We start from the raw sequence: 25,252 nt of genomic DNA, 5'->3' as shown, positions 1-25,252 counted from the left end.
ACTCGTACGGGACAGAGGCGGCTTGCTAGCCTCCGTGTGCGAATCCTGTACATGTGTTTCATTGCGTGTTTTAGGGGAATCAACGTGACCCCATGGCAGTCATGGGGTTCGACGGGGGAGGTTTTTCCATGTCTGTTGACCGTGTGGAAGTGGAAGAGGTCGCGAGCGGCGGGACGGCGGAGGCCGTCGCGACGGCCACGGCGGCCCTCACGTACTACCCGATCGCCCCGGGCGTCCGACTGAACGTCCGCAGCGGCCCCGGCACGAGCTACCCGGTCGTCAGGGTCCTGGCCGAGGGCACCAAGGTCCCGATCTTCTGCCAGACCCCGGGCACCTCGGTGTCCGGCCCGTACGGCACGACGAACATCTGGGACAACATCGCCGACAGCCAGTTCGTCTCGGACGCGTACGTGCGGACGGGCAGCGACGGCTACGTCGCCGCCCACTGCGCCTGACACGACCCGGCCCTCGGGCCCGGTCCAGGACCCCGGTCCCGGATCGGCATCCGGGCTCGGTTCCGGATCAGAACCCGGAACCGGACCCGGATCAGGACCGGAGTCGAGCACTGATCCGAACCCTGGTCCGAGGTTGCTCCTCGGACCAGGGTTCGGACTGGCTTTCCGTGGGCTTCCGACGGGTCTCGGCCCGGCTTTCGGCGGGCCCCGGACGGGCATTCCGGTCTCGGGCAAGCCTTCGACCGGTTTCGACCGGTCTCGGACGGCCTCGGACGGCCTCGGACCGGCTCTCGACGGTTCTCGGACCGGTCTACGAGCAACCCACCCGGGAGCTCGCCTCCGCCCGGAGCCATAATCGTCCCGTGAGCGACGAAAACGGCACCCCGGACACTTCGGCCGGCTCCCGGGACACCTCGACCGGCGCGGCGGGCACTCCCACCGGTACCCCCGCCGACCGGCCGGGAAGCCCCGCCGGCTCCGGGCCCCGCCCGGAGCCCCTCCGCTTCTTCGGCACCACCTGGGTGGACCACGACCGCGGCCACCGGGGCTACGCGGCCCGCCGCATCGCCGTGGCCGTCGGCTCCCTGGCCGCCGCCATCGTCTCCTGCCTCGTCCTGCGCTTCGCCTACGAGGGCATCGCGATCGCCGACCTGGGCGGCTTCGTGACGCTCCTGGTCGTCGTGATGTTCGCGGTCTGCACCGCACTCGCCTTCCGCCACACCTGGGAAAGCTTCACCAAGCGCCCCGACCCCGACCGCCAGGCCTCCCTGCGCGGTCTGCTCGCCGTCGGTTTCGTCGGCTCGCTGCTCGCGTACTTCTTCCGCACCCTCACCGAGGCACCCGGCGAGAGGCTCCACCGCGAGGAGTACGACACGGCTCGCGAACAGTACGAACGCCGCTCCACCCGCCGCACGGGCAACCCGTCGAAGAAGCGCCGCAGCGGCTGACCCGTCCGCGTGCCGGTGCCGCCGGGCAGCAGGACGTGGGGGAAGGACCGTGCCGCCGCCGACCCGACCCACGGCCCCGGCCCGTATGCCCGACCCACAGACCCGGCCCGCCGCCCCGACCCACAGCCCCGGACTGTTCCCCTTCCCGCCCGCCTCCGGCCACCATGACCCCATGACGTCCTCCTCCGACACTCCCGGTCACACCACCCGAGCCCATTCCTTCAACTCCGCCGCGGCCCAGTACGCGGCCAACCGCCCCTCCTACCCGGCCGCCCTCCTCGACACGATCGAGGAGCTCGCCGGCCGCCCCCTCGCCGGGGCGCGGGTCGCGGACGTCGGGGCGGGCACCGGCATAGCGACCGCCCTCCTGCACGCTCGCGGCGCCGACGTCATCGCCGTCGAGCCCGGGGACGGCATGACCGCGCAGTTCCGCCACGCCCTCCCCGACGTGCCGATCGTCCGGGGCGACGGCAACCACCTACCCCTGGCCACCGCCTCCCTCGACTTCCTCACCTACGCCCAGTCCTGGCACTGGACCGACCCGGCCCACTCGGTTCCGGAGGCTCTGCGCGTCCTGCGTCCGGGCGGCGCGCTGGCGCTGTGGTGGAACACCGGCGCCCTCGACGTGCCCTGGCTCGCGGAGGCGGCCCAGCGCATCGACCGGTACTTCGGGGAGAGCATCCCCGCGAACACCAAGAACGTGGACGCCCACGTCGTCGACCCCACCGGCCGCCTCGGACTGACCCGTCGTGAGGTCCGCTGGAGCCGCCGAGTCCCCGTCGACACGCACCTCGCCAACATCGGCAGCCACTCGCTGTTCCTGGTCCACGGCGAGGAGGCGAGCACAGCCTTCCTCGCCGAGGAGCGCGACCACCTGACGCGGGCCTTCCCCGACGGACTCGTCGAAGAGGTCTACGACGTCGTCCTGCTGCTCGCGACGAGAGCCTGACCGCGCGCGGTGGCCCACCCCGCCAGGGCCGCCGCACACGCGTGATCCACATGCCGCAGACCGCCCAGCTCCAGCCGCACCGCGCGGTCGTGCGGCAGCGCGTCCAACGCGTCCAGCAGCTTCGGCAGCCGCAGGAACGTCGCGTGCCCCCGTACCCGTACGACGAGGCCGGCGTCTCCCTGGTCCTCCGTCTCGACGTGCACATGGCTGATCTCCCACGCCGTCTTCGCCACGGCCAGCGCCAGCCCGACCAACACCCCCTCGAACAGGTTCCCCGCCAGGATCGTCACCGCCGTGACCCCGAGCACGAGGGCCTCCGCCCGGTGTCCGCGCCACAGCTTCCGCGCCTCCCGCCAGGGCACCAGCTTGCAGCCGACGTACACCAGCAGCCCGGCCGGTGCCGCGACCGGAACGGCCCCCAGCACTCCGGGCAGCGCTGCGGCGAACAGCAGCAGCCACACTCCGTGCAGCACCCGCGACGCCTTGGTCCGCGCGCCCGCCCGCTCCCCCTCGGAGACGGCGCCCCCGGCTCCCGCGACGGCGCTCCGCACGATGAAGGTCGTCATCGGCAGCGCACCCAGCACCCCGCACACTGCATTGCCCGCGCCCTGTGTCATCAACTCCCGGTCGTAGTCCGTCCCCCGTCCGTCGGGCAGCCGGTCCACCGCCGCGGCGCCGAACAGCGACTCCGCCGACGCGATCAACGCGAACGCCACTACGGTCCCGATCACCCCCACTTCCGTCAGCCGTCCGAGATCTGCCGCCTCCGGCACCCGCACGGCATTCCACAGCCCCTGCACCTGGACCCGCCGCACCTCCAGGTCGAACACCCACGTCACGCCCGCCGCCGAAGCCACCGCTACCAACGGCGCCGGAACCAGCCGCGCCCCGCGCCGCCAGCGCCCCCACAACAGCAACACGACCATCGTGGCACCCCCCACCGACAACGCCACCGGATCCACCCGCCCGGGCAGCGACACCAACCCGGTGAGCCGGTCGAGCCCGCCCGCCGGCGCGGTCGCGTCCCCGAGGGCGTACACCTGTCCGGCGACCAGCAGCAGTCCGATCCCGGCGAGCATGCCGTGCACGACGGCCACCGACACGGCCCGGAACCACCGCCCCAGCCGCAGCGCGCCGAGCCCCAGCTGCACCAGCCCGGCGGCGAGGACGAGCACGCCGAGCGCCGCCACGCCGTACCGCTGGACGGCCTCGTGGACAAGCACGGTCAGCCCCGCCGCCGGCCCGCTCACCTGGAGGCTGCCGCCGGGCAGTGCCCCGACCACCAGCCCGCCGACGATGCCGGTGATCAGCCCCAGCTCGGCGGGCACGCCGGAGGCCACGGCGATGCCCACACAGAGGGGGAGCGCGACGAGAAACACGACGAAGGAAGCGAACAGGTCGGCCTTACGGACACCACGGAGCAACACGGCGGCACCTCCAGGAGGAAACGGGAGATGCGTGGGCGCGCCGCACCGGGGGAGGGCACGGCGACGAAGCTGCGCGGAACGGGACGAGGGCGAGCCCGACGCCCCGGAAGCGCATGAATTCCATTGTCGGTTGAAACGACCGGCCGACCGGGAGGTTCCTGTGGTGACCTGGTGAACACGGAAGCGAACGAATCGGAACACCCCCTTCCAACACCACCTCACGCGCCTGCATCACCCTCACGCGCCCGCGCCTCTCTCACGCGCCTGCATGCGCCCGCGCCTCTCTCACGCGCCCCCACCACCCCCACGCGACTTGACGCCCCAGCGCGCCACGGAGCATTATTCATCGCATGATGAATTTTGATCCGGATTCCCGCCCACCCGGTGAGGACACGACCCAGGCTCCACCCGCCCCACCCGCCGTGCAGGCCGAGAACCTGACCGTCGTCCGCGGCCCCCGCACGGTCCTGCGCACCCTCGACTTCACCGTCCCCCGCGGCCAGATCACCGGCCTGCTGGGCCCCTCCGGCTGCGGCAAGTCGACCCTCATGCGCTCGATCGTCGGCACCCAGGACAAGGTCACCGGCACCCTCGACGTCCTCGGCCGGCCCGCGGGTCACCCCGCCCTCCGCACCCGCATCGGCTACGTCACCCAGGCCCCCTCCGTCTACAACGACCTGACGATCCGCCAGAACCTCGACTACTTCGCCGCGATCCTCGACCCGGGCCGAGCGGCAGCGGACCGCCGTCACGAGAACGTCACCCGGGCCATCGCCGACGTCGACCTCACCACCCACGCCGACGCCCTCGCCGGCAACCTCTCCGGCGGCCAACGCAACCGCGTCTCACTGGCCGTGGCACTCCTGGGCACCCCGGAACTCCTGGTCCTCGACGAACCGACCGTCGGCCTGGACCCGGTCCTGCGCCGCGACCTGTGGAACCTCTTCCACCACATCGCAGCCACCCGGGGCGCGACCCTGCTGATCTCCTCCCACGTGATGGACGAGGCCGAGCGCTGCCACCGCCTGCTCCTCATGCGCGAGGGCGAGATCCTCGCCGACGCCACCCCCGAGGCCCTGCGCAGCCGCACCGGCGCCGACACGGTCGAGTCGGCCTTCCTGCACCTGGTGGACGCGGCGACAGAGGCAGCCCGCACCGAGCAGGCCGCCGCGAAGGAGACCAGCACGAAGGAGACCAGCAAAAAGGAGACGACCCGATGACCACGACCACAAGCACGACGACGCCCACCACCCCGGCTCCCGCCCCCACCACCAGCGCCCTGAGCCTCTCCCGCACCACCGCCACCGCGGCCAGGGTGCTGCGCCAACTGCGCCACGACCCCCGCACCATCGCGCTGATGGTCCTCATCCCCTGCGTGATGCTGTTCCTGCTCCGCTACGTCTTCGACGGCAGCCCGCGCACCTTCGACAACATCGGCGCGTCCCTCCTGGGCATCTTCCCGCTGATCACGATGTTCCTGGTCACCTCGATCGCCACCCTGCGCGAACGCACCTCGGGCACCCTCGAACGCCTCCTCGCCATGCCCCTCGGCAAAGGCGACCTGATCGCCGGTTACGCCCTCGCCTTCGGAACTATCGCGATCATCCAGTCGGCCCTGGCCACCGGCCTGGCGGTCTGGTTCCTCGACCTGGACGTCACGGGCAGCCCCTGGCTCCTCCTCCTGGTCGCCCTCCTCGACGCCCTCCTCGGCACCGCCCTGGGCCTCTTCGTCTCGGCCTTCGCGGCCTCGGAGTTCCAGGCGGTCCAGTTCATGCCGGCGGTGATCTTCCCCCAACTCCTCCTCTGCGGCCTCTTCGCCCCCCGCGACACCATGCACCCCGCCCTGGAAGCCGTCTCCGACGCCCTCCCCATGTCCTACGCGGTCGACGGCATGAACGAGGTCCTCACCCACACCGACATGACGGCCACCTTCGTACGAGACATCCTCATCGTCGGCGGCTGCGCCCTTCTGGTCCTGTGCCTGGGAGCGGCCACCCTCCGACGCCGCACAGCGTGACCCGCCGGCCCGTCCGGCGCTCGAGGACGAGGCCGTCCAGCCGAAGGGAGGGAAAGGGGGCTGGGGGCACAGCCCCCGGGGACGGGAAGGGCAGGGGCGGCGGGGGCGAGAAAACGACGTCCGCCCACCGGACAGGCAAGCCGGACGAGCACCCCCGGTGCGACGATGAACCCCGGACGACGCAACCCCCGGAGGACCCCGCACCATGACCCAGAAAGTCGCAGTCCTCGGCACCGGCAAGATCGGCGAAGCCCTCCTCAGCGGCATGATCCGAGGCGGCTGGCCCCCCGCCGACCTCCTCGTCACCGCCCGCCGCCCGGAACGGGCCGAAGAACTCCGCACCCGCTACGGAGTCACCCCGGTCACCAACGCCGAGGCCGCCAAGACCGCGGACACCCTGATCCTCACGGTGAAACCGCAGGACATGGGCACCCTCCTCGACGAGCTCGCCCCGCACGTCCCCGCCGACCGCCTGATCATCAGCGGAGCCGCCGGCATCACCACCGCCTCCATCGAGGAGCGCCTCGCCGCCGGCACCCCGGTCGTCCGCGTCATGACGAACACCCCCGCCCTCGTCGACGAGGCGATGTCCGTCATCTCCGCCGGCACCCACGCCACCGCCGCCCACCTCGCCCACACCGAGGAGATCTTCGGCGCCGTAGGCAAGACCCTCCGCGTCCCCGAGTCCCAGCAGGACGCCTGCACCGCCCTCTCCGGCTCCGGCCCGGCGTACTTCTTCTACCTGGTCGAAGCCATGACGGACGCCGGCATCCTGCTCGGCCTGCCCCGCGACAAGGCCCACGACCTCATCGTCCAGTCCGCGATCGGCGCCGCGACGATGCTCCGTGACAGCGGCGAACACCCGGTCAAGCTCCGCGAGAACGTCACGTCCCCCGCCGGCACCACCATCAACGCCATCCGCGAACTCGAGAACCACGGCGTACGGGCCGCCCTGATCGCCGCCCTCGAGGCCGCCCGCGACCGCAGCCGCGAACTGGCCTCGGGCAAGAAGGACTGACGCCGCCGGGGCGGTCAGGCACCGGCCGCCCCCACGAGCTCCTCGGTCGTCACCACCCGCGCGAACCCGCCCCCGTGCAGGGACACCGCCGACGCCTGCGCGATCTCCTCCGCACTCCGCCGCCAGCCGAACGGACCCTCCAGGTCGAACGTGTACGTCGCGTCGTACGCGAACAGCACGTCGTACCCGAGGTTCCCGCCCATCCGCGCCGTCGTCTCCGCGCACATGTTCGTCTGGATCCCGGCCACCACGATCTGCGAGATCCCCGCCGCGGTCAGCCAGGCGCCCAGATCCGGCGTCCCGAGAAACGCCGAGTTCACCGTCTTGGTCAGGAACAGCTCGGCCCCGGAGCCCTTCCCGCGCCGCCCCTCCACGTACTCCTTGAAGTCGTTCCCCTCATACCCCAGCCGCAACGGCGACCCCGGCTTCACCGAGTCGTGCCGCACGAACACGACCGGCCGCCCCGTCCCCTGCCATACGTCGATGAGCGCGGCGATGTTGTCATCGGCCCCGGCATTGTTCCGCGCCCCCCAGAAGTCCAGCTCCTCGAAGCCCTTCTGCACATCGACGACCACCAGCGCTGCGTTCTCCGCGATATCCATGCCGTCGATCCTGCCGCCGGGACCGCCCCCGCCCCAGCAGGTCGGAAGACAGCGATCGATGGTTTACTGCCACACATGAAGCCTGCGTACCGGGTCGCCCTCGTCGCCTTCCCCGGCATCCGCGCCTTCGACGTCTCCGTCATCACCGAGGTCTGGGGCACCGACCGCACCGACCGTGGCGCCCCCACCTTCGACCTGCGCCGAGTCGCCACCGACAGCGCGTCGGTCCCGATGCGCGGCGGCCTGGCCCTCGCCCCCGACCGCACCCTCACCTGGCTCTCCCGAGCCGACCTGATCCTGGTCCCGGGCCTGGACGACCACGTCACCCCCGCACCCGCCCCCGTCCTGGACGCCCTCCGCCGCGCCCACGCCCGCGGCACCACCCTCGCGGCCCTGTGCGGCGGCGCCTTCACCCTCGCCCAGGCCGGCCTCCTCGACGGCCGCCGAGCGATCACCCACTGGGGCCTGATCGACCTCCTCCGCACACACCACCCCCGAGTGAACGTCGTCCCCGACGCCCTCTTCATCGAGGACGACAACATCTGGACCGCCGCCGGCACGGCAGCCGGCATCGACCTCTGCCTCCACCTGGTCCGCCGCTCCCACGGCGCCGAAGCGGCCGCCACCATCGCCCGCTCGATGGTCACCGCCCCCTTCCGCACCGGCACCCAGGCCCAGTTCATCGAACACCCCACCCCCCGCGCCGACCGGGACGCCGACACCCTCGCCGCCGTACGCGACCACGCCCTGCGCCACCTGCACGAACCACTCACCGTCGCGGCCCTGGCGGCGCGGGCCGGCATGTCCTCCCGCAGCTTCGCCCGCCACTTCACGGCCGAGACCGGCGCCACCCCCCTGCGCTGGCTCCTCGACCAGCGCATCGCCGCGGCCCAGAAGCTCCTCGAACGCACCGACCTCCCCATGCCCGAGGTGGCCCGGCGGGCCGGCTTCGGCAGCGAGGTCACGATGCGCCAGCACTTCGCATCGCGCCTCGCCACCAGCCCACGCGCCTACCGGACCGCGTTCAGCACCCGATCGGCGACCGGCTCCGGCGCGGGCGGAAGCAACCCGATCGCGCGATAGGCGCTGTCCACGACAGGCCGCGCCATCGCCCGGGCCTTCGCCGCCCCGTCCCGCAGCACCGCCTCCACATGGACGGGATCCGCGCACAGCTCCCTGTGTCTGGCCTGCACCGGCCGCAGAACCTCGACCACCGCGTCGGCCGTGTCCTTCTTCAACGCGCCGTACGACCCATAGGCGCCGGCCAATGCCTCCGGCTCCCCACCCGTACACGCGGCGAGGATCTCCAGCAGATTGGCGAGCCCCGGCCGCTCCTCCCGGTCGTACACGACCTCCCGCCCGCTGTCGGTGACGGCCCGCATGACCTTCTTGCGCACCACGTCGGGCTCGTCCAGCAGATAGACGATCCCCGGCCCGAAGTCGTCGCTCTTGCCCATCTTCGTCGTCGGTTCCTGGAGGTTCATCACCCGCGCCGCCACCGCCGGATGCGTGGCCTTCGGTACGACGAACGTGTGCCCGTACCGCTGGTTGAACCGCACGGCCAGATCGCGCGTCAGCTCGACATGCTGGGCCTGGTCGTCGCCGACCGGCACCTCGTCGGCCCCGTAGGCGAGGATGTCGGCCGCCATCAGCACGGGATAGGTCAGCAACGACAGCCGCACACTGCCCCCGCGCTCCCGCTCCCGCCCGGACTTCTCCTTGTACTGGATCATCCGCCGCATCTCACCGTCCGTGGCCACGCACTCGAGCAGATACGACAACCGCGCGTGTTCGTCCACATGACTCTGTACGAAGACGGTGCACAGCTGTGGATCCAGTCCCGTCGCCAGCAACAGCGTCGCCGCCTGTCGGCTGAGCCGACGCACCCGCGCCGGATCGTGCTCCACGGTCAGCGCGTGCAGATCGACGACGCAGAACAGGGAGTCCGCCCGGTGCTGGTCGACCTCGGCCCACTGCCGCAGAGCGCCCAGGTAGTTCCCCAGCGTCAGATGCCCGGTCGGCTTGACCCCGCTGAAAACCCGTTTCATCTCTCCACCTCCTGGTCGAGACCGCCACTCCGGCCGGCCGACCCTCGGGAACCCTGGAGGGACAAACGAGAACGGCCGCCGAAGCGGCGGCCGTTGAGTGCATACGTGAGCACGGCCGCCGTCAGGCGGCCCACCACAGCTGGGTGCACGTACGCGTAGTCATGCCCGTCAGAGTACGCCTCAGGGGTGCCCGCGGGGCATGAGTTGACACACCCCGACCCGATACGTAGTGTTCTCCGAGTTGTTCGACGTGAGCGCCGACCCCGGTCGGTCCCCGGACAGCCATTCCGCAAGTACCAACCACTTCTCGACGCGCAGTCGATTCGTCTGCCGTCGTGTTGTTGTCATGTGTATTCGCGAAATGAGGAATCCGCGTTCGAAAGGACGCAGGACCCCGATTGGCTTCGGGGGCCGGGAATCCGCTAAAGTCTCACTCGTCGGAACGGCCCAACAGCCGGGAAGGCAAGCCCCCTCTGACTGGGAATCAGGCCCGAAAGGATCTGATAGAGTCGGAACCGCCGGAAAGGGAAACGCGAGAGCAAGAACCTGGAAAGCACCGAGGAAATCGGGTCGAGAAAAGATCTGATAGAGTCGGAAACGCAAGACCGAAGGGAAGCGCCCGGAGGAAAGCCTGAGAGAGTCTCTCGGGTGAGTACAAAGGAAGCGTCCGTTCCTTGAGAACTCAACAGCGTGCCAAAAATCAACGCCAGATATGTTGATACCCCGTCCCCGGCAGTGATAGCCGAGGATGAGGTTCCTTTGAAATAAAACACAGCGAGGACGCTGTGAACGGCCGGGCTTATTCCGCCTGGCTGTTCCGCTCTCGTGGTGTCGACCGGATTACCGGTAAACATTCACGGAGAGTTTGATCCTGGCTCAGGACGAACGCTGGCGGCGTGCTTAACACATGCAAGTCGAACGATGAACCACTTCGGTGGGGATTAGTGGCGAACGGGTGAGTAACACGTGGGCAATCTGCCCTTCACTCTGGGACAAGCCCTGGAAACGGGGTCTAATACCGGATAATACTTCCACTCGCATGGGTGGGGGTTAAAAGCTCCGGCGGTGAAGGATGAGCCCGCGGCCTATCAGCTTGTTGGTGAGGTAATGGCTCACCAAGGCGACGACGGGTAGCCGGCCTGAGAGGGCGACCGGCCACACTGGGACTGAGACACGGCCCAGACTCCTACGGGAGGCAGCAGTGGGGAATATTGCACAATGGGCGAAAGCCTGATGCAGCGACGCCGCGTGAGGGATGACGGCCTTCGGGTTGTAAACCTCTTTCAGCAGGGAAGAAGCGAAAGTGACGGTACCTGCAGAAGAAGCGCCGGCTAACTACGTGCCAGCAGCCGCGGTAATACGTAGGGCGCAAGCGTTGTCCGGAATTATTGGGCGTAAAGAGCTCGTAGGCGGTCTGTCGCGTCGGATGTGAAAGCCCGGGGCTTAACCCCGGGTCTGCATTCGATACGGGCAGACTAGAGTGTGGTAGGGGAGATCGGAATTCCTGGTGTAGCGGTGAAATGCGCAGATATCAGGAGGAACACCGGTGGCGAAGGCGGATCTCTGGGCCATTACTGACGCTGAGGAGCGAAAGCGTGGGGAGCGAACAGGATTAGATACCCTGGTAGTCCACGCCGTAAACGGTGGGAACTAGGTGTTGGCGACATTCCACGTCGTCGGTGCCGCAGCTAACGCATTAAGTTCCCCGCCTGGGGAGTACGGCCGCAAGGCTAAAACTCAAAGGAATTGACGGGGGCCCGCACAAGCAGCGGAGCATGTGGCTTAATTCGACGCAACGCGAAGAACCTTACCAAGGCTTGACATACACCGGAAACGTCTGGAGACAGGCGCCCCCTTGTGGTCGGTGTACAGGTGGTGCATGGCTGTCGTCAGCTCGTGTCGTGAGATGTTGGGTTAAGTCCCGCAACGAGCGCAACCCTTGTTCTGTGTTGCCAGCATGCCCTTCGGGGTGATGGGGACTCACAGGAGACTGCCGGGGTCAACTCGGAGGAAGGTGGGGACGACGTCAAGTCATCATGCCCCTTATGTCTTGGGCTGCACACGTGCTACAATGGCCGGTACAAAGAGCTGCGAAACCGTGAGGTGGAGCGAATCTCAAAAAGCCGGTCTCAGTTCGGATTGGGGTCTGCAACTCGACCCCATGAAGTCGGAGTTGCTAGTAATCGCAGATCAGCATTGCTGCGGTGAATACGTTCCCGGGCCTTGTACACACCGCCCGTCACGTCACGAAAGTCGGTAACACCCGAAGCCGGTGGCCCAACCCCTTGTGGGAGGGAGCTGTCGAAGGTGGGACTGGCGATTGGGACGAAGTCGTAACAAGGTAGCCGTACCGGAAGGTGCGGCTGGATCACCTCCTTTCTAAGGAGCACTTCTTACCGGGCTTGCCCGGTCAGAGGCCAGTACATCGGCGTACGTCCGATGCTGGTTGCTCATGGGTGGAACGTTGATTATTCGGTCCGGTTCACGGGTCGGAGGCTGCAAGTACTGTCCGCAAGGGCGTGGAAAGCATGATCTCCGGACGGGACCGGGTCGGGCACGCTGTTGGGTATCTGAGGGTGCGAGCGTTTGCTCGTCCTTCTGATGCCGGCCCCAGTGCACTCGGACCTGTTAAGGGTTCGGGGTGATGGGTGGCTGGTCGTTGTTTGAGAACTGCACAGTGGACGCGAGCATCTGTGGCCAAGTTTTTAAGGGCGCACGGTGGATGCCTTGGCACCAGGAACCGATGAAGGACGTGGGAGGCCACGATAGTCCCCGGGGAGTCGTCAACCAGGCTTTGATCCGGGGGTTTCCGAATGGGGAAACCCGGCAGTCGTCATGGGCTGTCACCCGCTGCTGAACACATAGGCAGTGTGGAGGGAACGCGGGGAAGTGAAACATCTCAGTACCCGCAGGAAGAGAAAACAACCGTGATTCCGGGAGTAGTGGCGAGCGAAACCGGATGAGGCCAAACCGTATACGTGTGAGACCCGGCAGGGGTTGCGTGTACGGGGTTGTGGGATCTCTCTTTCACAGTCTGCCGGCTGTGAGACGAGTCAGAAACCGTTGATGTAGGCGAAGGACATGCGAAAGGTCCGGCGTAGAGGGTAAGACCCCCGTAGTCGAAACGTCAACGGCTCGTTTGAGAGACACCCAAGTAGCACGGGGCCCGAGAAATCCCGTGTGAATCTGGCGGGACCACCCGCTAAGCCTAAATATTCCCTGGTGACCGATAGCGGATAGTACCGTGAGGGAATGGTGAAAAGTACCGCGGGAGCGGAGTGAAATAGTACCTGAAACCGTGTGCCTACAAGCCGTGGGAGCGTCGCGCATTGAGTTTACTCAATGCGTCGTGACTGCGTGCCTTTTGAAGAATGAGCCTGCGAGTTTGCGGTGTGTTGCGAGGTTAACCCGAGTGGGGAAGCCGTAGCGAAAGCGAGTCCGAATAGGGCGTTTCAGTAGCACGCTCAAGACCCGAAGCGGAGTGATCTAGCCATGGGCAGGTTGAAGCGGAGGTAAGACTTCGTGGAGGACCGAACCCACCAGGGTTGAAAACCTGGGGGATGACCTGTGGTTAGGGGTGAAAGGCCAATCAAACTCCGTGATAGCTGGTTCTCCCCGAAATGCATTTAGGTGCAGCGTCGTGTGTTTCTTGCCGGAGGTAGAGCACTGGATAGGCGATGGGCCCTACCGGGTTACTGACCTTAGCCAAACTCCGAATGCCGGTAAGTGAGAGCGCGGCAGTGAGACTGTGGGGGATAAGCTCCATGGTCGAGAGGGAAACAGCCCAGAGCATCGACTAAGGCCCCTAAGCGTACGCTAAGTGGGAAAGGATGTGGAGTCGCACAGACAACCAGGAGGTTGGCTTAGAAGCAGCCACCCTTGAAAGAGTGCGTAATAGCTCACTGGTCTAGTGATTCCGCGCCGACAATGTAGCGGGGCTCAAGCGTACCGCCGAAGTCGTGTCATTCATACAATAGGGCCAACGCCTGTATGGATGGGTAGGGGAGCGTCGTGTGCCGGGTGAAGCAGCCGCGGAAGCGAGTTGTGGACGGTTCACGAGTGAGAATGCAGGCATGAGTAGCGATACACACGTGAGAAACGTGTGCGCCGATTGACTAAGGGTTCCTGGGTCAAGCTGATCTGCCCAGGGTAAGTCGGGGCCTAAGGCGAGGCCGACAGGCGTAGTCGATGGATAACCGGTTGATATTCCGGTACCCGCTGTGAAGCGTCAAACATCGAACCAGGCGATGCTAAGTCCGTGAAGCCGTTCCGGACCCTTCGGGGAAAGGAAAGTGGTGGAGCCGACGAACCAGACTTGCAGTAGGTGAGTGATGGGGTGACGCAGGAAGGTAGTCCATCCCGGGCGGTGGTTGTCCCGGGGTAAGGGTGTAGGACGGTGTGTAGGCAAATCCGCACGCCATATAGTCTGAGACCTGATGCCGAGCCGATTGTGGCGAAGTGGATGATCCTATGCTGTCGAGAAAAGCCTCTAGCGAGTTTCATGGCGGCCCGTACCCTAAACCGACTCAGGTGGTCAGGTAGAGAATACCGAGGCGTTCGGGTGAACTATGGTTAAGGAACTCGGCAAAATGCCCCCGTAACTTCGGGAGAAGGGGGGCCACGTCTGGTGAGAGCACTTGCTGCTCGAGCTGGGGGTGGCCGCAGAGACCAGCGAGAAGCGACTGTTTACTAAAAACACAGGTCCGTGCGAAGCCGTAAGGCGATGTATACGGACTGACGCCTGCCCGGTGCTGGAACGTTAAGGGGACCGGTTAGTCACAATTCGTTGTGGCGAAGCTGAGAACTTAAGCGCCAGTAAACGGCGGTGGTAACTATAACCATCCTAAGGTAGCGAAATTCCTTGTCGGGTAAGTTCCGACCTGCACGAATGGCGTAACGACTTCTCGACTGTCTCAACCATAGGCCCGGTGAAATTGCACTACGAGTAAAGATGCTCGTTTCGCGCAGCAGGACGGAAAGACCCCGGGACCTTTACTACAGTTTGATATTGGTGTTCGGTTCGGCTTGTGTAGGATAGGTGGGAGACTTTGAAACGTGGACGCCAGTTCACGGTGAGTCGTCGTTGAAATACCACTCTGGTCGTGCTGGATGTCTAACCTGGGTCCGTGATCCGGATCAGGGACAGTGTCTGATGGGTAGTTTAACTGGGGCGGTTGCCTCCTAAAGAGTAACGGAGGCGCCCAAAGGTTCCCTCAGCCTGGTTGGCAATCAGGTGTTGAGTGTAAGTGCACAAGGGAGCTTGACTGTGAGACCGACGGGTCGAGCAGGGACGAAAGTCGGGACTAGTGATCCGGCGGTGGCTTGTGGAAGCGCCGTCGCTCAACGGATAAAAGGTACCCCGGGGATAACAGGCTGATCTTCCCCAAGAGTCCATATCGACGGGATGGTTTGGCACCTCGATGTCGGCTCGTCGCATCCTGGGGCTGGAGTCGGTCCCAAGGGTTGGGCTGTTCGCCCATTAAAGCGGTACGCGAGCTGGGTTTAGAACGTCGTGAGACAGTTCGGTCCCTATCCGCTGCGCGCGCAGGAATATTGAGAAGGGCTGTCCCTAGTACGAGAGGACCGGGACGGACGAACCTCTGGTGTGCCAGTTGTTCTGCCAAGGGCATGGCTGGTTGGCTACGTTCGGGAGGGATAACCGCTGAAAGCATCTAAGCGGGAAGCCTGCTTCGAGATGAGTATTCCCACCCCCTTGAGGGGTTAAGGCTCCCAGTAGACGACTGGGTTGATAGGCCGGATGTGGAAGCCCAGTAATGGGTGAAGCTGACTGGTACTAATAGGCCGAGGGCTTGTCCTCAGTTGCTCGCGTCCACTGTGTTGGTTCTGAAACCACGAACAGCCCCATGCCATGGTCACGGTGTGGTGCGGCTGGACAGTTTCATAGTGTTTCGGTGGTCATAGCGTGAGGGAAACGCCCGGTTACATTCCGAACCCGGAAGCTAAGCCTTACAGCGCCGATGGTACTGCAGGGGGGACCCTGTGGGAGAGTAGGACACCGCCGAACAAATATTACGGGAAACCCCCGCACCTCACGGTGCGGGGGTTTTCTGCGTTTGGGCTCGTTTAGGGTTTGGTCATGCGCTACGACCTGGTGATTTTCGACAACGACGGTGTCCTGGTGGACAGTGAGCCGATCTCCAATCGGCTGCTCGCCGCCTATCTGACCGAGATCGGGCATCCCACCTCGTACGAGGACTCCATTCGTGACTACATGGGGTCCGCGATGCATCGCATTCACGACCTGGTCCAGGAGCGCACCGGGCAGCTGTTGCCGGCGGAGTTCGACGAGACGTTTCACCGCCGGGTGTTCGCGGCCTTCGAGCGGGAGCTGGAGCCGGTGGCGGGCGCCGAGGACGTCCTCGCGAAGCTGGCCGCGGCCGGGGTGCCGTACTGCGTGGCGTCGTCCGGGAGTCATGAGCGGATTCGGGTGGGGCATCGGAAGACCGGGCTGGACCGGTGGTTCGAGGACGCGCGGATCTTCAGCTCGCAGGATGTAGGGAAGGGGAAGCCGGCGCCGGATCTCTTCCTGCACGCGGCCCGGCGGATGGGGGTGGCGCCGGAGCGGTGTGTGGTCGTCGAGGACAGTCCGCTGGGGGTGCGGGCGGCGGTGGCGGCCGGGATGGACGTGTACGGGTTCACCGCCATGACGCCGGCCGCCAAGCTCGCGGGCGCCACTCAACTCTTCGCCGATCTCGGGCAGTTGCCTGACCTGCTGATCTGACGGACGTTCCGGTGTCGGGCTGACATTTGTCATGCGTAGCTCCGGACGATCGTTTCTACTGGGGGACCCCTCCCGGGGGCGAAGCTATGGGCATGACGACGAACCAGCACAAGAAGCAGAACGCCTTCGCCCCGCTCCTCGTGGACGTGGCGGTGCCGCTCGGGTCGTACTACCTCTTCAAGGGCGCGTTCGGGATGAGCACCTTCGCCGCTCTCGCCTGGAGCAGCCTGGTTCCGGCCGGGCGGACGCTGTGGAGCGCGGTCAGCCGGCGGACGGTCAACGGGCTCGCCGGGCTCATCCTCGTCGTCAACATCGTCGGGCTGGTGCTGAGCCTGGTCTCCGGTGATCCGCGGCTGATGCTGGCCAAGGACAGCGGGGTCAGCAGCACGATCGGGATCGGCATCCTGATCTCCGTGGCGCTGGGGAGGCCGATGATGACGGCCGCGGTCAAGCCGTTCCTGGTGAAGGGCGACACGGTCAGGGAGGCGGCCTGGGCGCGGCTGGAGAGCGGCGCGTCGGTCGCGTCGGCGGACTTCCGCAAGCGGGAGCGGGCCTTCTCGATCGTCTGGGGTGTGGTGCTGCTCGTCGAGTGCGTCGTGCGGGTCGTGGGGGCGTACACGGTGCCGGTGGACACCATGGTGTGGCTCGGTTCCGTGGTCATGGTGGTGGCGATGGGGATCGGTTTCGTGGTCGGCGGGGCGCTCGGTGCGGGGCCGATGGCGGCGATGGTCGCCTTCGAGACGAGGGCCGGGGAGGCCGTGGAGGCCGAGGTCGAGGTGCCCGAGGTGGCCCTCGCCCGGTGAAGTCCGGCAAAGCTGAGGAGAATTCATCTTTGGCTGGATCTACCCACGAGTACGCAGGGGCCCTACGCTCGCCGCCATGACAGAAGTGCTGCGGCGCGGTAGGGCCTCTTTGGCGTTCAGCTTTTTCGCGCAGGGCGCGGCCTTCGCGCTGCTGGTGACCAGGATCCCGGCAATCCAGAACAGGTACGAGGTCTCGGACGCGCTGCTGCCCGTCTTCCTGGCCGCCGTACCCATCCTGGCCGGGGTCGGAAGCGTGTCGACAGAGCAGTTGGTGAAGCGGATACCGCCCAGCCGGGTGCTGCGGTGGTCCCAGCCGGTGGTGCTGCTGGCGCTGCTCGGGGTCGGAGCGGGGCGGGGAATGGCCGAGCTGGGTGTCGCCCTGGCCGTCTTCGGCCTCGCCGTGGGGGCGCTGGACGCCTCGATGAACATGCTCGGGGTAAGTCTTCAGCGGACGTACGGGCGCAGCATCATGCTCAGCTTCCATGCCGTCTACAGCCTGGGCGGGATCGTGGGGGCCTCGCTGGCGTGGGTGGGGGCGCACTGGCATCTCGCGCTGTGGGTGTCGTATCTGCCGGTCGTGGCCGTGCTGTTGCCGGCCGTCCTGGTGGGGAGCCGCTGGTATGTGGACAGGGGCGCGGAGGAGGGCAACGAGGAGGACGGCAAGGCGGCGGACGCCGGGTCGGGAGACGGCGGTACGGGTGTCGTCTTCAAGGTGTTGCTGCCGCTGTGTCTGGTGATGACTTTCGCCTATATCGGGGACTCGACGGTCTCCAACTGGAGCGCGAAGTACCTCCAGGACGTGCTGGGCAGCAGCGAGCAGCTGGCCACCGTTCCGTACAACGTCTACATGGTGACCACGCTGCTCGGTCGGGCCATCGGGGACTTCGGGGTGCGGCGGTTCGGGGCCGCGGCGGTGGTGCGGCTGGGGGCTCTGGTGGCGGCTGCGGGGTTCGCGGTGGTGGCCGTCGCGCCCGGGGCGTGGGTCGGGATGCTCGGGTTCACGCTCGTGGGGCTGGGGTTGTGTGTGCTGGTGCCGCAGACGTTCGCGGCGGCGGGGCGGTTGTTCCCGGGGGCTTCGGACGCGGCGATCGCCCGTCTCAACATCTTCAATTACGTCGGGTTCCTGATCGGTTCGCCGTTGGTGGGGGCGCTGGGGGACGCCTGGACCTATCGGGGAGCGATGGTGGTGCCGATGGTGTTGGTGCTGGTGACGTTGGTGTACGCCCGGTCGTTCGCCGCTCAACCGGACCGATACGGTGGCGGGCATGAGCGGCCGCGCACAGCTGATGTGGGACGAGGCAGTAACGGGCTATGACTTCGGGCCCGAGCATCCGATGGATCCGGTTCGGCTGGATCTGACCCGGAGGCTGGTCGGTGCCCTGGGGCTCGACCGGGAGGTCGACGTCGTCGCGGCGAAGCCCGCCGGGGAGTCCACGTTGCGGCTCGTGCACCGGGAGGACTACGTCCGGGCCGTCAAGGCGGCGTCGGTGGAGCCGGGGTCGGCGGACCAGTCGTACGGGCTGGGGACGATGGACGATCCGGCCTTCGCGGGGATGCACGAGGTGTCCGCTCTCATCGCCGGGCTGTCGGTCGGGGCCGCGGAGGCCGTCTGGCGGGGGGAGGCGCTGCACGCGGTGAACTTCGCGGGTGGGTTGCATCATGCGATGCCGGGTGGGGCGTCGGGGTTCTGTATCTACAACGACGCTTCGCTGGCGATCGCCCGGTTGCTGGAGCTGGGGGCCGAGCGGGTCGCGTATGTGGACGTGGACGTGCATCACGGGGACGGGGTGCAGGCGGCGTTCTGGGACGACCCGCGGGTGCTGACGATCTCCCTGCACGAGCATCCTCGTACCTTGTTCCCGCAGACCGGGTGGCCGGAGGAGACCGGTGGGGAGCGGGCGGAGGGGTCGGCGGTGAACGTGGCGCTGCCGGCCGGGACCGGGGACGCGGGGTGGCTGCGGGCGTTCCACTCGGTGGTGCCGGAGCTGATCGCCGACTTCCGGCCGGATGTGCTCGTGACCCAGCACGGGGCCGATACGCACTTCGAGGACCCGTTGGCTCATCTCGCGGTGTCTCTCGACGCGCAGCGGGCTGTGCAGGTGGCGTGTCACGAGTTGGCGCACGAGTACGCCGGGGGCAGGTGGGTCGCGCTCGGTGGGGGCGGGTACGCGGTGGTGGATGTGGTGCCGCGGTCGTGGACGCATCTGGTGGGGGTGGCGGCGGGGGTGCCGGTGGCGCCGGAGACGGTGATTCCGGAGGGGTGGCGGCAGGAGGTCTTCGCTCGTACTCGGCAGTTGGGGCCGGTGCGGATGACCGACGGGCGGTGGCCGGTGGAGTGGGCCGGGTGGGAGTCGGGGTACGACCCGGCCGATCGGTTGGACCAGGCGGTGTTGGCCACGCGGCGGGCGGTGTTTCCGTTGCGGGGGTTGTTGCCGTAGAGGGTGTGAAGAGTGTGGCGGGTGGGCGTCGTGGGGTTCGCCCCCGCCGCCCTTCCCGTTCCCGTCCTTGCCGGGGGCTCTGCCCCTTCGGCCCCGCCAGGGGCTCTTCCCCTGGACCCCGTATCGGCCTGAACGGCCTCGTCCTCGATCTCCCCCAGAGGGGGTACCCCCGGACGGGCGGAAGGACACTGGCCGGTGTTCGAACTCCCCGGCCAGGGTCGGAGGGGCTTACGCCAACCGTGCGGTGTTGGTGGGGTTCTGCCGCGGGGCGGGGCTTCGTCCGGCAGCATCGCTTGTGTGTTGAGTGCCGGGGCGCTTCGGGCGCATCTGCTTGCCGCGCGGTTGGCCGGGGCGGTGGCCACCTCCCGGGAGGAGAGCCTGCGGAGCTATCGGCTCTTCGCCGCTCGTGATCCACGGGTGCTGATCGGGCTTGATCCCGAGTGGAGTTGGGGGCAGCGGGATCTGATCGCGCTGATGGCAGACAAGTGTGGAGTTTCGGCCGATCCCGGCTGCGTTTCCGGGCATGATGTGATCGATCCCGAGCGCACGCTGGCCGCGCTGGACGCTTTCGCGAAGCGGCTCGCCTCCGTCGCCCAGCGTGGTGCCCCCGTGCTGCTGGGAACCGGGCATCCGCATCGGCTGCTGGGGTTCTACGCCGCCGTTGCGGACGCTTTGTCGGCGGCGGGATGTGATGTTCTCACCCCGGCGCAGGGTCACTGTGTCGACATAACGACCCGGTTCGGTCTACGTACGCACAACCTCGACTACGTACGGGGAGTCGCGGTCGTCCGGGAGGAGGGTGTCGAACGCGCCGGTTGTGCGACCGGAGCGCACAGCCATTCGCCGCTCCCGGTTCGGGTCGCGCTGGCGGCGGCGGCCGAGGGCGGGGGGCCGCTGCCCGAGCTGGTCATCGGGGACCACGGATGGGTCTGCGGGGCAGGTCAGCTGGGGTTCGAGGCCATGGGGCTGGCGGACACCGACGACCCCGCGTTGTTCGTGGGGGAGGCCGAGGGGGTCGTCTCCGTCGTCGTTCCACTTGATGACGCCGTGCGGTCCGCTTACTACAGGCCGCTGACCCGCTACGTACTCAATCGAGCGTGTCTGTCACAGTAGGCCGCTGATGGGTGCACCTCTTCCCCACTCGCATCACCCGCCCCTACATTGGGGAGTGAGCACGCAGCGACGAAGAGTCACCGGAAGGGGAAGCCGGTGGCCGTCGAGTCGAGTGCGGAAGGTTCAGGTGTGTCATGGGTGCAGCTGGCGAGAGGCCTCTGAACGAGGTTCAGTTCCTTACCGTGGCGGAAGTCGCCTCGGTGATGCGAGTGTCGAAGATGACCGTGTACCGACTGGTGCACAGCGGTCATCTGCCCGCGATCCGGGTGGGGCGGTCCTTCCGCGTCCCCGAACAAGCGGTGCACGAGTACCTCCGCGAGAGCTACGTGGGGGTGGAAACCGCCTGACGGCCAGGGCCTGTCCGGCAGGGCAGGCCCGGGGTGGGGCCCGGCCTCAGGGTCGTCTCGGGCCCCTCCCGCCCCTCGATTACGACCTCAGCGCTCAGGCGGGTAGGCTAGGCCCTCGTAGGTCGTATGGGCCCATGGCGCCCAGCACCGAGTGATGAGAAGTGAGCGAGGGTAGTCGTGGGCTCTGTTATCAAGAAGCGGCGCAAGCGGATGGCCAAGAAGAAGCACCGCAAGCTGCTCAAGCGCACGCGCGTTCAGCGTCGCAACAAGAAGTAAGCGCTAGCAGAAGTAAGCGCAAGCACTTACTTCGCGCGACGCGAGCCGCGTAGGCGTGGTGTGGCCCCCCATCGTGTTATCGGTGGGGGGCCACACGCATATCCGGGTGCTCGTACGGTCGGCTGAACGCCGTGCGTATGCCTGGACGTGCACCATGGCTGATCTGGTCGTATGACCGAAGAGATCTCGTCACTTCGTGCATCGGGCGGTCATCACAGCGCAACATCGACCCGCTAGGTTGGCCGCAGACGGGAACTCGGCAGGGCGGCCGGCGGTTCCAGGACGGAAGGAAGGCGCTGATCTTGGGAAAGGTCGTGCTCGTTACCGGAGTGGCCCGTCAGCTGGGGGGCCGGTTCGTACGACGGATCCAGCGTGATCCACAGGTCGACCGGGTGGTCGCCGTGGACGCGGTGCGGCCCGAGCACCATCTCGGCGGCGCCGACTTCATCGAGGCCGACATCCGGCAGCCCACCATCGCGCGAGTGCTCGCCGAGACCGGTGCCGACACCGTCGTCCATCTGGACGTGACGGCGACCGCGCTGGGCAGGGGCAGCCGGACCACGGTCAAGGAGACCAACGTCATCGGGACCATGCAGCTGCTCGGCGCCTGCCAGAAATCGCCGAATGTGAAGCGGCTGGTGGTCAAGTCCTCCACCAACGTCTACGGGTCCGCGCCGCGTGATCCCGCCGTGTTCACCGAGACGACCCCGCCCAAGTCGCTGCCAAGCGGCGGCTTCGCCAAGGACGCCGTCGAGGTCGAGGGGTATGTGCGCGGGTTCGCCCGGCGGCGGCCCGATGTCGCCGTCTGCGTGCTGCGGTTCGCCAACATCCTGGGGCCGACCGCCGAGACGCCGCTCGCCGCGTACTTCTCGCTGCCGGTGCTGCCCACCGTGCTCGGCTACGACCCCCGGCTCCAGTTCGTGCACGAGGACGACGTGATCGAGGTGCTGCGGATCGCCTCGCACGAACCGCGGCGCGGCACGCTCAACAGTGGCACGTTCAACATCGCCGGGGACGGGGCGCTGTTGCTGTCGCAGTGTTCGCGGCGGCTCGGGCGGCCCACCGTGCCCCTGTTGCTGCCCGCTGTCACCTGGGCGGGGTCGCTGGTGCGTACGCTGGGCATGACGGACTTCTCGCCCGAGCAGATCCGGCTGCTCACCCACGGCCGGGTCGTGTCCACGGACCAGATGCGCGAGACGTTGGGGTTCACGCCGCGGTACACCACGGCGGAGACCTTCGCGGACTTCGCGCGCAGTCACGGACCCGGACTCCTGCCGCCCGAGGCCGTTGCCGGGGCCGTCGACCGGATCGCCGCGCTGTCCCTGCCGGGCGGCGCCCACCCCCCGGTCAACCTCCCGACGCAGAGCGCCAACTGAGGAGCGCATCAACGATGGCGGATGCCAAGGTCATTCCGTTCGACGACGACCGGTCCCGGGGGAGCGCCGTAGCGCGGCCGCCCCGGCGCCGGGGTGCGGTCAGCCGGCGCCGGAACGGCGAGCCCGCGCCGGTCCGGGAGATCGGTGAGGTCGGTGAGGTCGGTGAGGTCCAGCCCCTGCCCACCAGGACGGCTGGGCAGGATGATGTTCCTGTGACGGGTGAGGAACGGCTGGACAAGGACGCGGGCGGCCTGGAGCGGCGGATCGCCGGTGGGCTGTCCTTCCTGCGCCGGCGCCTCACGGGCGACTACGAGGTCGACGACTTCGGCTACGACGAGGAGCTGACCGACCAGGTCCTGATGTCCTTGCTGCGGCCGCTGTACGAGAAGTACTTCCGGGTCGAGGTGAAGGGTGTCGAGAACATCCCGGCGGAGGGTGGCGCGCTGATCGTCGCCAACCACTCCGGGACGCTGCCGTTGGACGGCCTGATGATGCAGGTCGCCGTCCACGACCACCACCCGGCGGGCCGGCACCTGCGACTGCTGGCGGCCGACCTCGTCTTCGTGCTGCCGGTCGTCAACGAGCTGGCCCGCAAGCTCGGGCACACCCTCGCCTGCGCGGAGGACGCCGAACGGCTGCTCGGCCAGGGCGAGCTGGTCGGGGTGATGCCGGAGGGCTTCAAGGGCATCGGGAAGCCCTTCAGCGAGCGCTACAAGCTCCAGCGGTTCGGTCGGGGCGGCTTCGTCTCCACGGCACTGCGTCAGGGCGCTCCGATCATCCCCTGCTCGATCGTCGGGGCCGAGGAGATCTACCCGATGATCGGCAACGCGAAGACGTTGGCACGGGTGCTCGGATTCCCGTACTTCCCGCTGACGCCGACCTTCCCGTGGCTGGGACCGTTGGGCGGCATCCCCCTCCCGACGAAGTGGACGATCCAGTTCGGCGAGCCCATCCCGACGGACGGCTACCCGCCGGAGGCGGCGGAGGACCCGATGCTGATGTTCAACCTGACGGACCAGGTACGGGAGCAGATCCAGCACACGCTCTACAAGCTGCTGGTGCAGCGGCGGTCGGTGTTCTTCTGACGGCGCGATGAGCCGGCGGACGGAGTCCGGCGCAGCCGGGTGAAGCCCGCGTAGCGGTGCGAGTCGGCGGACAGGAGGGGCCAAGCTGCTGGTGCAGCGGCGGTCGGTGTTCTTCTGACGGCGCGATGAGCCGGCGGACGGAGTCCGGCGCAGCCGGGTGAAGCCCGCGTAGCGGTGCGAGTCGGCGGGCGGGAGGGGCCAAGCTGCTGGTGCAGCGGCGGTCGGTGTTCTTCCCGGTGGGGTTTCGGGTACGGCTGTGGGGGCGCTCCTCTTTATGAGAGGGGCGCCCCCACAGCCGTACGGGCTGGGTTGTTCGGGTTACTCCGCGTCCTCGCTGTCGATGCCCAGGCCTGGCAGCAGGCCGGGGAGGAGGGGCGGGAGGGTGACGTCCGGCTGGGTGCTGGGGACGAGGGGGGTCGGGGCGGTGGTTCCGGCGTCCTTCGGGGGGTCCAGGAGGCCGCCGGTGTTGCCGCCGAGCAGGCCGTCGTCGGTGGTGCCGGAGGTGGACGACTTGCTGGGGCTTCCGGTGTCGGCGCCGGTCCCGTCGGACGGGGCGTGGCCGGGGCCCGGGGTGCTCGCGTGGCGGCCGGTGTCCGAGGTGCCGGTGGACGCCGGGCCGGTGCCCTCGCGGGTGCCGCCGCCCGGGGCCGGGGGCCGCGGGAGGAGGGACTGGAGCGGGGCGACCTCTTCGTCTATGGCCTCGAAGACCGACGAGACCTGTTGACTGACGTCGCCGAGCTGGACCGGCAAGCGATCACGCAGGGCGCCCCAGACCTCGCGGTGCGAGCGGGAGAACGCGTCGAGGGCCTGGATGGGGCCCAGGGAGTTCGGGTCGCGTTCATACGCCTCGTGAAGGAGCCGGTGGCCTTCCGACGCGTCGTGCTGCATGCCGTTCAGGGCGCGTCGGATCTCACCGAGGGACTCGTGGTCGAGGTCGCCGCTGCGGCCCCGTTCCATGAGCCGACGGGCCTCGCTGAGCCGGGTGGAGGCCTGGTCGAGATAGGTCCGACCGCGCTCGTCGTCGCCGTCGGCCAGATAGTTGAGCTTGAAGTCCTCGATGCCGCGCTTCAGCCCGTAGAGCCCGTCGCCCGGGAGGGCGTCGGAACTCGCGGCCGCGACTCCACCGAAGGCGCCCGCCGCGACGCCGACGCTGAGGCCGCCCGCGGTGAGGCCCTTGGCGAGGCGGGAACGCGGTCGGAACTTGCCCAGGGGACTGGCCCGGTGAGTGCCCCTGGCCCGGTGGGAGCGTTGCTCCGGCACCGAAGGGTCCGCCGTTTCGCCTCCCGCGGTGCCCGCTTGCAGCATGGCCTCCATTGCGGCGACCAACTGGGCCCGCTGGACGACCTTGACCTCGGGATCGAACTCCGGTTTGGGCAGCTCGGCGAGACTCGTGGCGAGGGCCAGAAGATGGCCCTGCCCGGTCTGGTCCGCAGCGGCCGACGCCGGCGGTGATCCTTCGGTCTGCTCGGCCGCCGTGCCCTGGACGGAGCAGTCGGACTGCTCCTCCAAGGCCTGGGCGAAGGCGCTCGCCCGCCGGTGCGCCGATACGTTCGCGATCACTGGCGGCACCTCCTCTCGTCATGACGGTCGACTCCCCTGGGGTCCTGAC

General features: G+C 67.7%; 20 protein-coding genes and 3 rRNA genes. 19 read left to right on the top strand and 4 right to left on the bottom strand.

Annotated features, from left to right (window positions below):
* The first annotated feature begins 128 nt into the window (after positions 1–128).
* The 3 genes from OHU34_RS18495 (at position 129) to OHU34_RS18485 (ending at position 2,351) form a co-directional block, all read left to right on the top strand.
* Positions 129–455 carry an SH3 domain-containing protein gene (locus OHU34_RS18495; RefSeq protein WP_028807274.1) on the top strand — a complete coding sequence of 109 codons (327 nt, stop codon included), beginning with the start codon at positions 129–131 and terminating at the stop codon, positions 453–455.
* Positions 456–817: 362 nt separating this feature from the next.
* The gene (locus OHU34_RS18490; protein WP_405767301.1) at positions 818–1,402 is read left to right on the top strand and encodes an EamA/RhaT family transporter; all 585 of its coding nucleotides are present in this window, start codon (positions 818–820) and stop codon (positions 1,400–1,402) included.
* 172 nt (positions 1,403–1,574) lie between these two features.
* Positions 1,575–2,351 carry a class I SAM-dependent methyltransferase gene (locus tag OHU34_RS18485; RefSeq protein ID WP_142265577.1) on the top strand — a complete coding sequence of 259 codons (777 nt, stop codon included), beginning with the start codon at positions 1,575–1,577 and terminating at the stop codon, positions 2,349–2,351.
* Here the strand turns inward: OHU34_RS18485 and OHU34_RS18480 are convergent.
* On the bottom strand, positions 2,315–3,778 hold the full coding sequence (locus OHU34_RS18480) for a SulP family inorganic anion transporter (protein ID WP_405767298.1): 1,464 nt from the start codon (positions 3,776–3,778) through the stop codon (positions 2,315–2,317). The genes OHU34_RS18485 and OHU34_RS18480 overlap by 37 nt on opposite strands.
* Before the next feature lie 350 nt (positions 3,779–4,128).
* On the opposite strand from OHU34_RS18480, the gene OHU34_RS18475 reads away from it, so the two are divergent.
* From OHU34_RS18475 to proC, 3 genes are all read left to right on the top strand, one after another.
* Positions 4,129–4,998 carry an ABC transporter ATP-binding protein gene (locus OHU34_RS18475; protein ID WP_405767295.1) on the top strand — a complete coding sequence of 290 codons (870 nt, stop codon included), beginning with the start codon at positions 4,129–4,131 and terminating at the stop codon, positions 4,996–4,998.
* A complete protein-coding gene (locus OHU34_RS18470) occupies positions 4,995–5,795 on the top strand; it encodes an ABC transporter permease (protein ID WP_142265580.1) in 801 nt (266 codons plus the stop codon). Before OHU34_RS18475 ends, OHU34_RS18470 begins: the two co-directional genes overlap by 4 nt.
* 205 nt (positions 5,796–6,000) lie before the next feature.
* Positions 6,001–6,813 carry a pyrroline-5-carboxylate reductase gene (gene proC / locus OHU34_RS18465; protein WP_020132448.1) on the top strand — a complete coding sequence of 271 codons (813 nt, stop codon included), beginning with the start codon at positions 6,001–6,003 and terminating at the stop codon, positions 6,811–6,813.
* A gap of 14 nt (positions 6,814–6,827) precedes the next feature.
* On the opposite strand, the gene OHU34_RS18460 is transcribed toward proC, so the two are convergent.
* Complete coding sequence (locus tag OHU34_RS18460; protein ID WP_142265582.1) at positions 6,828–7,415, bottom strand: cysteine hydrolase family protein; 588 nt, start codon at positions 7,413–7,415, stop codon at positions 6,828–6,830.
* A 75-nt stretch (positions 7,416–7,490) separates the two neighbouring features.
* Here OHU34_RS18460 and OHU34_RS18455 point away from each other — a divergent pair, with 75 nt between their 5' ends.
* A complete protein-coding gene (locus OHU34_RS18455) occupies positions 7,491–8,498 on the top strand; it encodes a GlxA family transcriptional regulator (protein WP_230194968.1) in 1,008 nt (335 codons plus the stop codon).
* Here OHU34_RS18455 and trpS read toward each other — a convergent pair.
* Positions 8,426–9,463, bottom strand: a complete 1,038-nt coding sequence (trpS, locus tag OHU34_RS18450) for a tryptophan--tRNA ligase (protein WP_405767291.1) — start codon at positions 9,461–9,463, stop codon at positions 8,426–8,428. The genes OHU34_RS18455 and trpS overlap by 73 nt on opposite strands.
* Positions 9,464–10,316: 853 nt before the next feature.
* Between trpS and OHU34_RS18445 the strand changes: the two genes are divergently transcribed.
* The 12 genes from OHU34_RS18445 to OHU34_RS18390 all read left to right on the top strand — a co-directional run bounded on the left by OHU34_RS18445 (position 10,317) and on the right by OHU34_RS18390 (position 23,643).
* Positions 10,317–11,842, top strand: a 16S ribosomal RNA gene (locus OHU34_RS18445).
* A gap of 316 nt (positions 11,843–12,158) precedes the next feature.
* Positions 12,159–15,281 (top strand): 23S ribosomal RNA (locus OHU34_RS18440).
* A gap of 90 nt (positions 15,282–15,371) precedes the next feature.
* Positions 15,372–15,488: ribosomal RNA gene (gene rrf, locus OHU34_RS18435) — 5S ribosomal RNA — on the top strand.
* Together the 16S, 23S and 5S rRNA genes form the textbook arrangement of a ribosomal RNA operon.
* A 72-nt stretch (positions 15,489–15,560) precedes the next feature.
* Positions 15,561–16,205, top strand: coding sequence for an HAD family phosphatase (locus OHU34_RS18430; RefSeq protein WP_142265585.1), 645 nt, complete (start codon positions 15,561–15,563; stop codon positions 16,203–16,205).
* Positions 16,206–16,297: 92 nt separating this feature from the next.
* Positions 16,298–17,008 carry a VC0807 family protein gene (locus OHU34_RS18425; RefSeq protein WP_405767289.1) on the top strand — a complete coding sequence of 237 codons (711 nt, stop codon included), beginning with the start codon at positions 16,298–16,300 and terminating at the stop codon, positions 17,006–17,008.
* A 76-nt stretch (positions 17,009–17,084) separates the two neighbouring features.
* Positions 17,085–18,323, top strand: coding sequence for an MFS transporter (locus OHU34_RS18420; protein WP_405767286.1), 1,239 nt, complete (start codon positions 17,085–17,087; stop codon positions 18,321–18,323).
* Positions 18,274–19,446 carry an acetoin utilization protein AcuC gene (locus tag OHU34_RS18415; protein WP_142265588.1) on the top strand — a complete coding sequence of 391 codons (1,173 nt, stop codon included), beginning with the start codon at positions 18,274–18,276 and terminating at the stop codon, positions 19,444–19,446. Before OHU34_RS18420 ends, OHU34_RS18415 begins: the two co-directional genes overlap by 50 nt.
* A gap of 297 nt (positions 19,447–19,743) precedes the next feature.
* A complete protein-coding gene (locus tag OHU34_RS18410) occupies positions 19,744–20,559 on the top strand; it encodes a phosphatase (protein ID WP_405767283.1) in 816 nt (271 codons plus the stop codon).
* 134 nt (positions 20,560–20,693) lie between these two features.
* The gene (locus OHU34_RS18405; RefSeq protein ID WP_015658719.1) at positions 20,694–20,906 is read left to right on the top strand and encodes a helix-turn-helix domain-containing protein; all 213 of its coding nucleotides are present in this window, start codon (positions 20,694–20,696) and stop codon (positions 20,904–20,906) included.
* 177 nt (positions 20,907–21,083) lie between these two features.
* A complete protein-coding gene (locus OHU34_RS18400) occupies positions 21,084–21,182 on the top strand; it encodes a 30S ribosomal protein bS22 (RefSeq protein WP_003948845.1) in 99 nt (32 codons plus the stop codon).
* A 302-nt stretch (positions 21,183–21,484) separates the two neighbouring features.
* Complete coding sequence (locus OHU34_RS18395) at positions 21,485–22,558, top strand: NAD-dependent epimerase/dehydratase family protein (RefSeq protein WP_054238613.1); 1,074 nt, start codon at positions 21,485–21,487, stop codon at positions 22,556–22,558.
* Between the two features lie 14 nt (positions 22,559–22,572).
* A complete protein-coding gene (locus OHU34_RS18390) occupies positions 22,573–23,643 on the top strand; it encodes a lysophospholipid acyltransferase family protein (RefSeq protein ID WP_230196958.1) in 1,071 nt (356 codons plus the stop codon).
* A 318-nt stretch (positions 23,644–23,961) separates the two neighbouring features.
* On the opposite strand, the gene OHU34_RS18385 is transcribed toward OHU34_RS18390, so the two are convergent.
* Positions 23,962–25,203, bottom strand: a complete 1,242-nt coding sequence (locus tag OHU34_RS18385) for a DUF5667 domain-containing protein (RefSeq protein ID WP_405767280.1) — start codon at positions 25,201–25,203, stop codon at positions 23,962–23,964.
* Positions 25,204–25,252: the final 49 nt, after the last annotated feature.

It is taken from the genome of Streptomyces sp. NBC_00080, from assembly GCF_045041255.1.
Lineage (GTDB): Bacteria > Actinomycetota > Actinomycetes > Streptomycetales > Streptomycetaceae > Streptomyces > Streptomyces coriariae.
The sequence above is the reverse complement of the archived record's forward strand: the minus strand, read 5'-3'. Positions and strand labels throughout refer to the sequence as shown.

Coding starts and splice junctions, on each gene's coding strand:
- OHU34_RS18495 (WP_028807274.1), top strand. CDS start 129: ATGTCTGTTGACCGTGTGGAAGTGGAAGAGGTCGCGAGCGGCGGGACG.
- OHU34_RS18485 (WP_142265577.1), top strand. CDS start 1,575: ATGACGTCCTCCTCCGACACTCCCGGTCACACCACCCGAGCCCATTCC.
- OHU34_RS18475 (WP_405767295.1), top strand. CDS start 4,129: ATGATGAATTTTGATCCGGATTCCCGCCCACCCGGTGAGGACACGACC.
- OHU34_RS18470 (WP_142265580.1), top strand. CDS start 4,995: ATGACCACGACCACAAGCACGACGACGCCCACCACCCCGGCTCCCGCC.
- proC (WP_020132448.1), top strand. CDS start 6,001: ATGACCCAGAAAGTCGCAGTCCTCGGCACCGGCAAGATCGGCGAAGCC.
- OHU34_RS18460 (WP_142265582.1), bottom strand. CDS start 7,415: ATGGATATCGCGGAGAACGCAGCGCTGGTGGTCGTCGATGTGCAGAAG.
- OHU34_RS18455 (WP_230194968.1), top strand. CDS start 7,491: ATGAAGCCTGCGTACCGGGTCGCCCTCGTCGCCTTCCCCGGCATCCGC.
- trpS (WP_405767291.1), bottom strand. CDS start 9,463: ATGAAACGGGTTTTCAGCGGGGTCAAGCCGACCGGGCATCTGACGCTG.
- OHU34_RS18430 (WP_142265585.1), top strand. CDS start 15,561: ATGCGCTACGACCTGGTGATTTTCGACAACGACGGTGTCCTGGTGGAC.
- OHU34_RS18425 (WP_405767289.1), top strand. CDS start 16,298: ATGACGACGAACCAGCACAAGAAGCAGAACGCCTTCGCCCCGCTCCTC.
- OHU34_RS18420 (WP_405767286.1), top strand. CDS start 17,085: ATGACAGAAGTGCTGCGGCGCGGTAGGGCCTCTTTGGCGTTCAGCTTT.
- OHU34_RS18415 (WP_142265588.1), top strand. CDS start 18,274: ATGAGCGGCCGCGCACAGCTGATGTGGGACGAGGCAGTAACGGGCTAT.
- OHU34_RS18405 (WP_015658719.1), top strand. CDS start 20,694: ATGGGTGCAGCTGGCGAGAGGCCTCTGAACGAGGTTCAGTTCCTTACC.
- OHU34_RS18390 (WP_230196958.1), top strand. CDS start 22,573: ATGGCGGATGCCAAGGTCATTCCGTTCGACGACGACCGGTCCCGGGGG.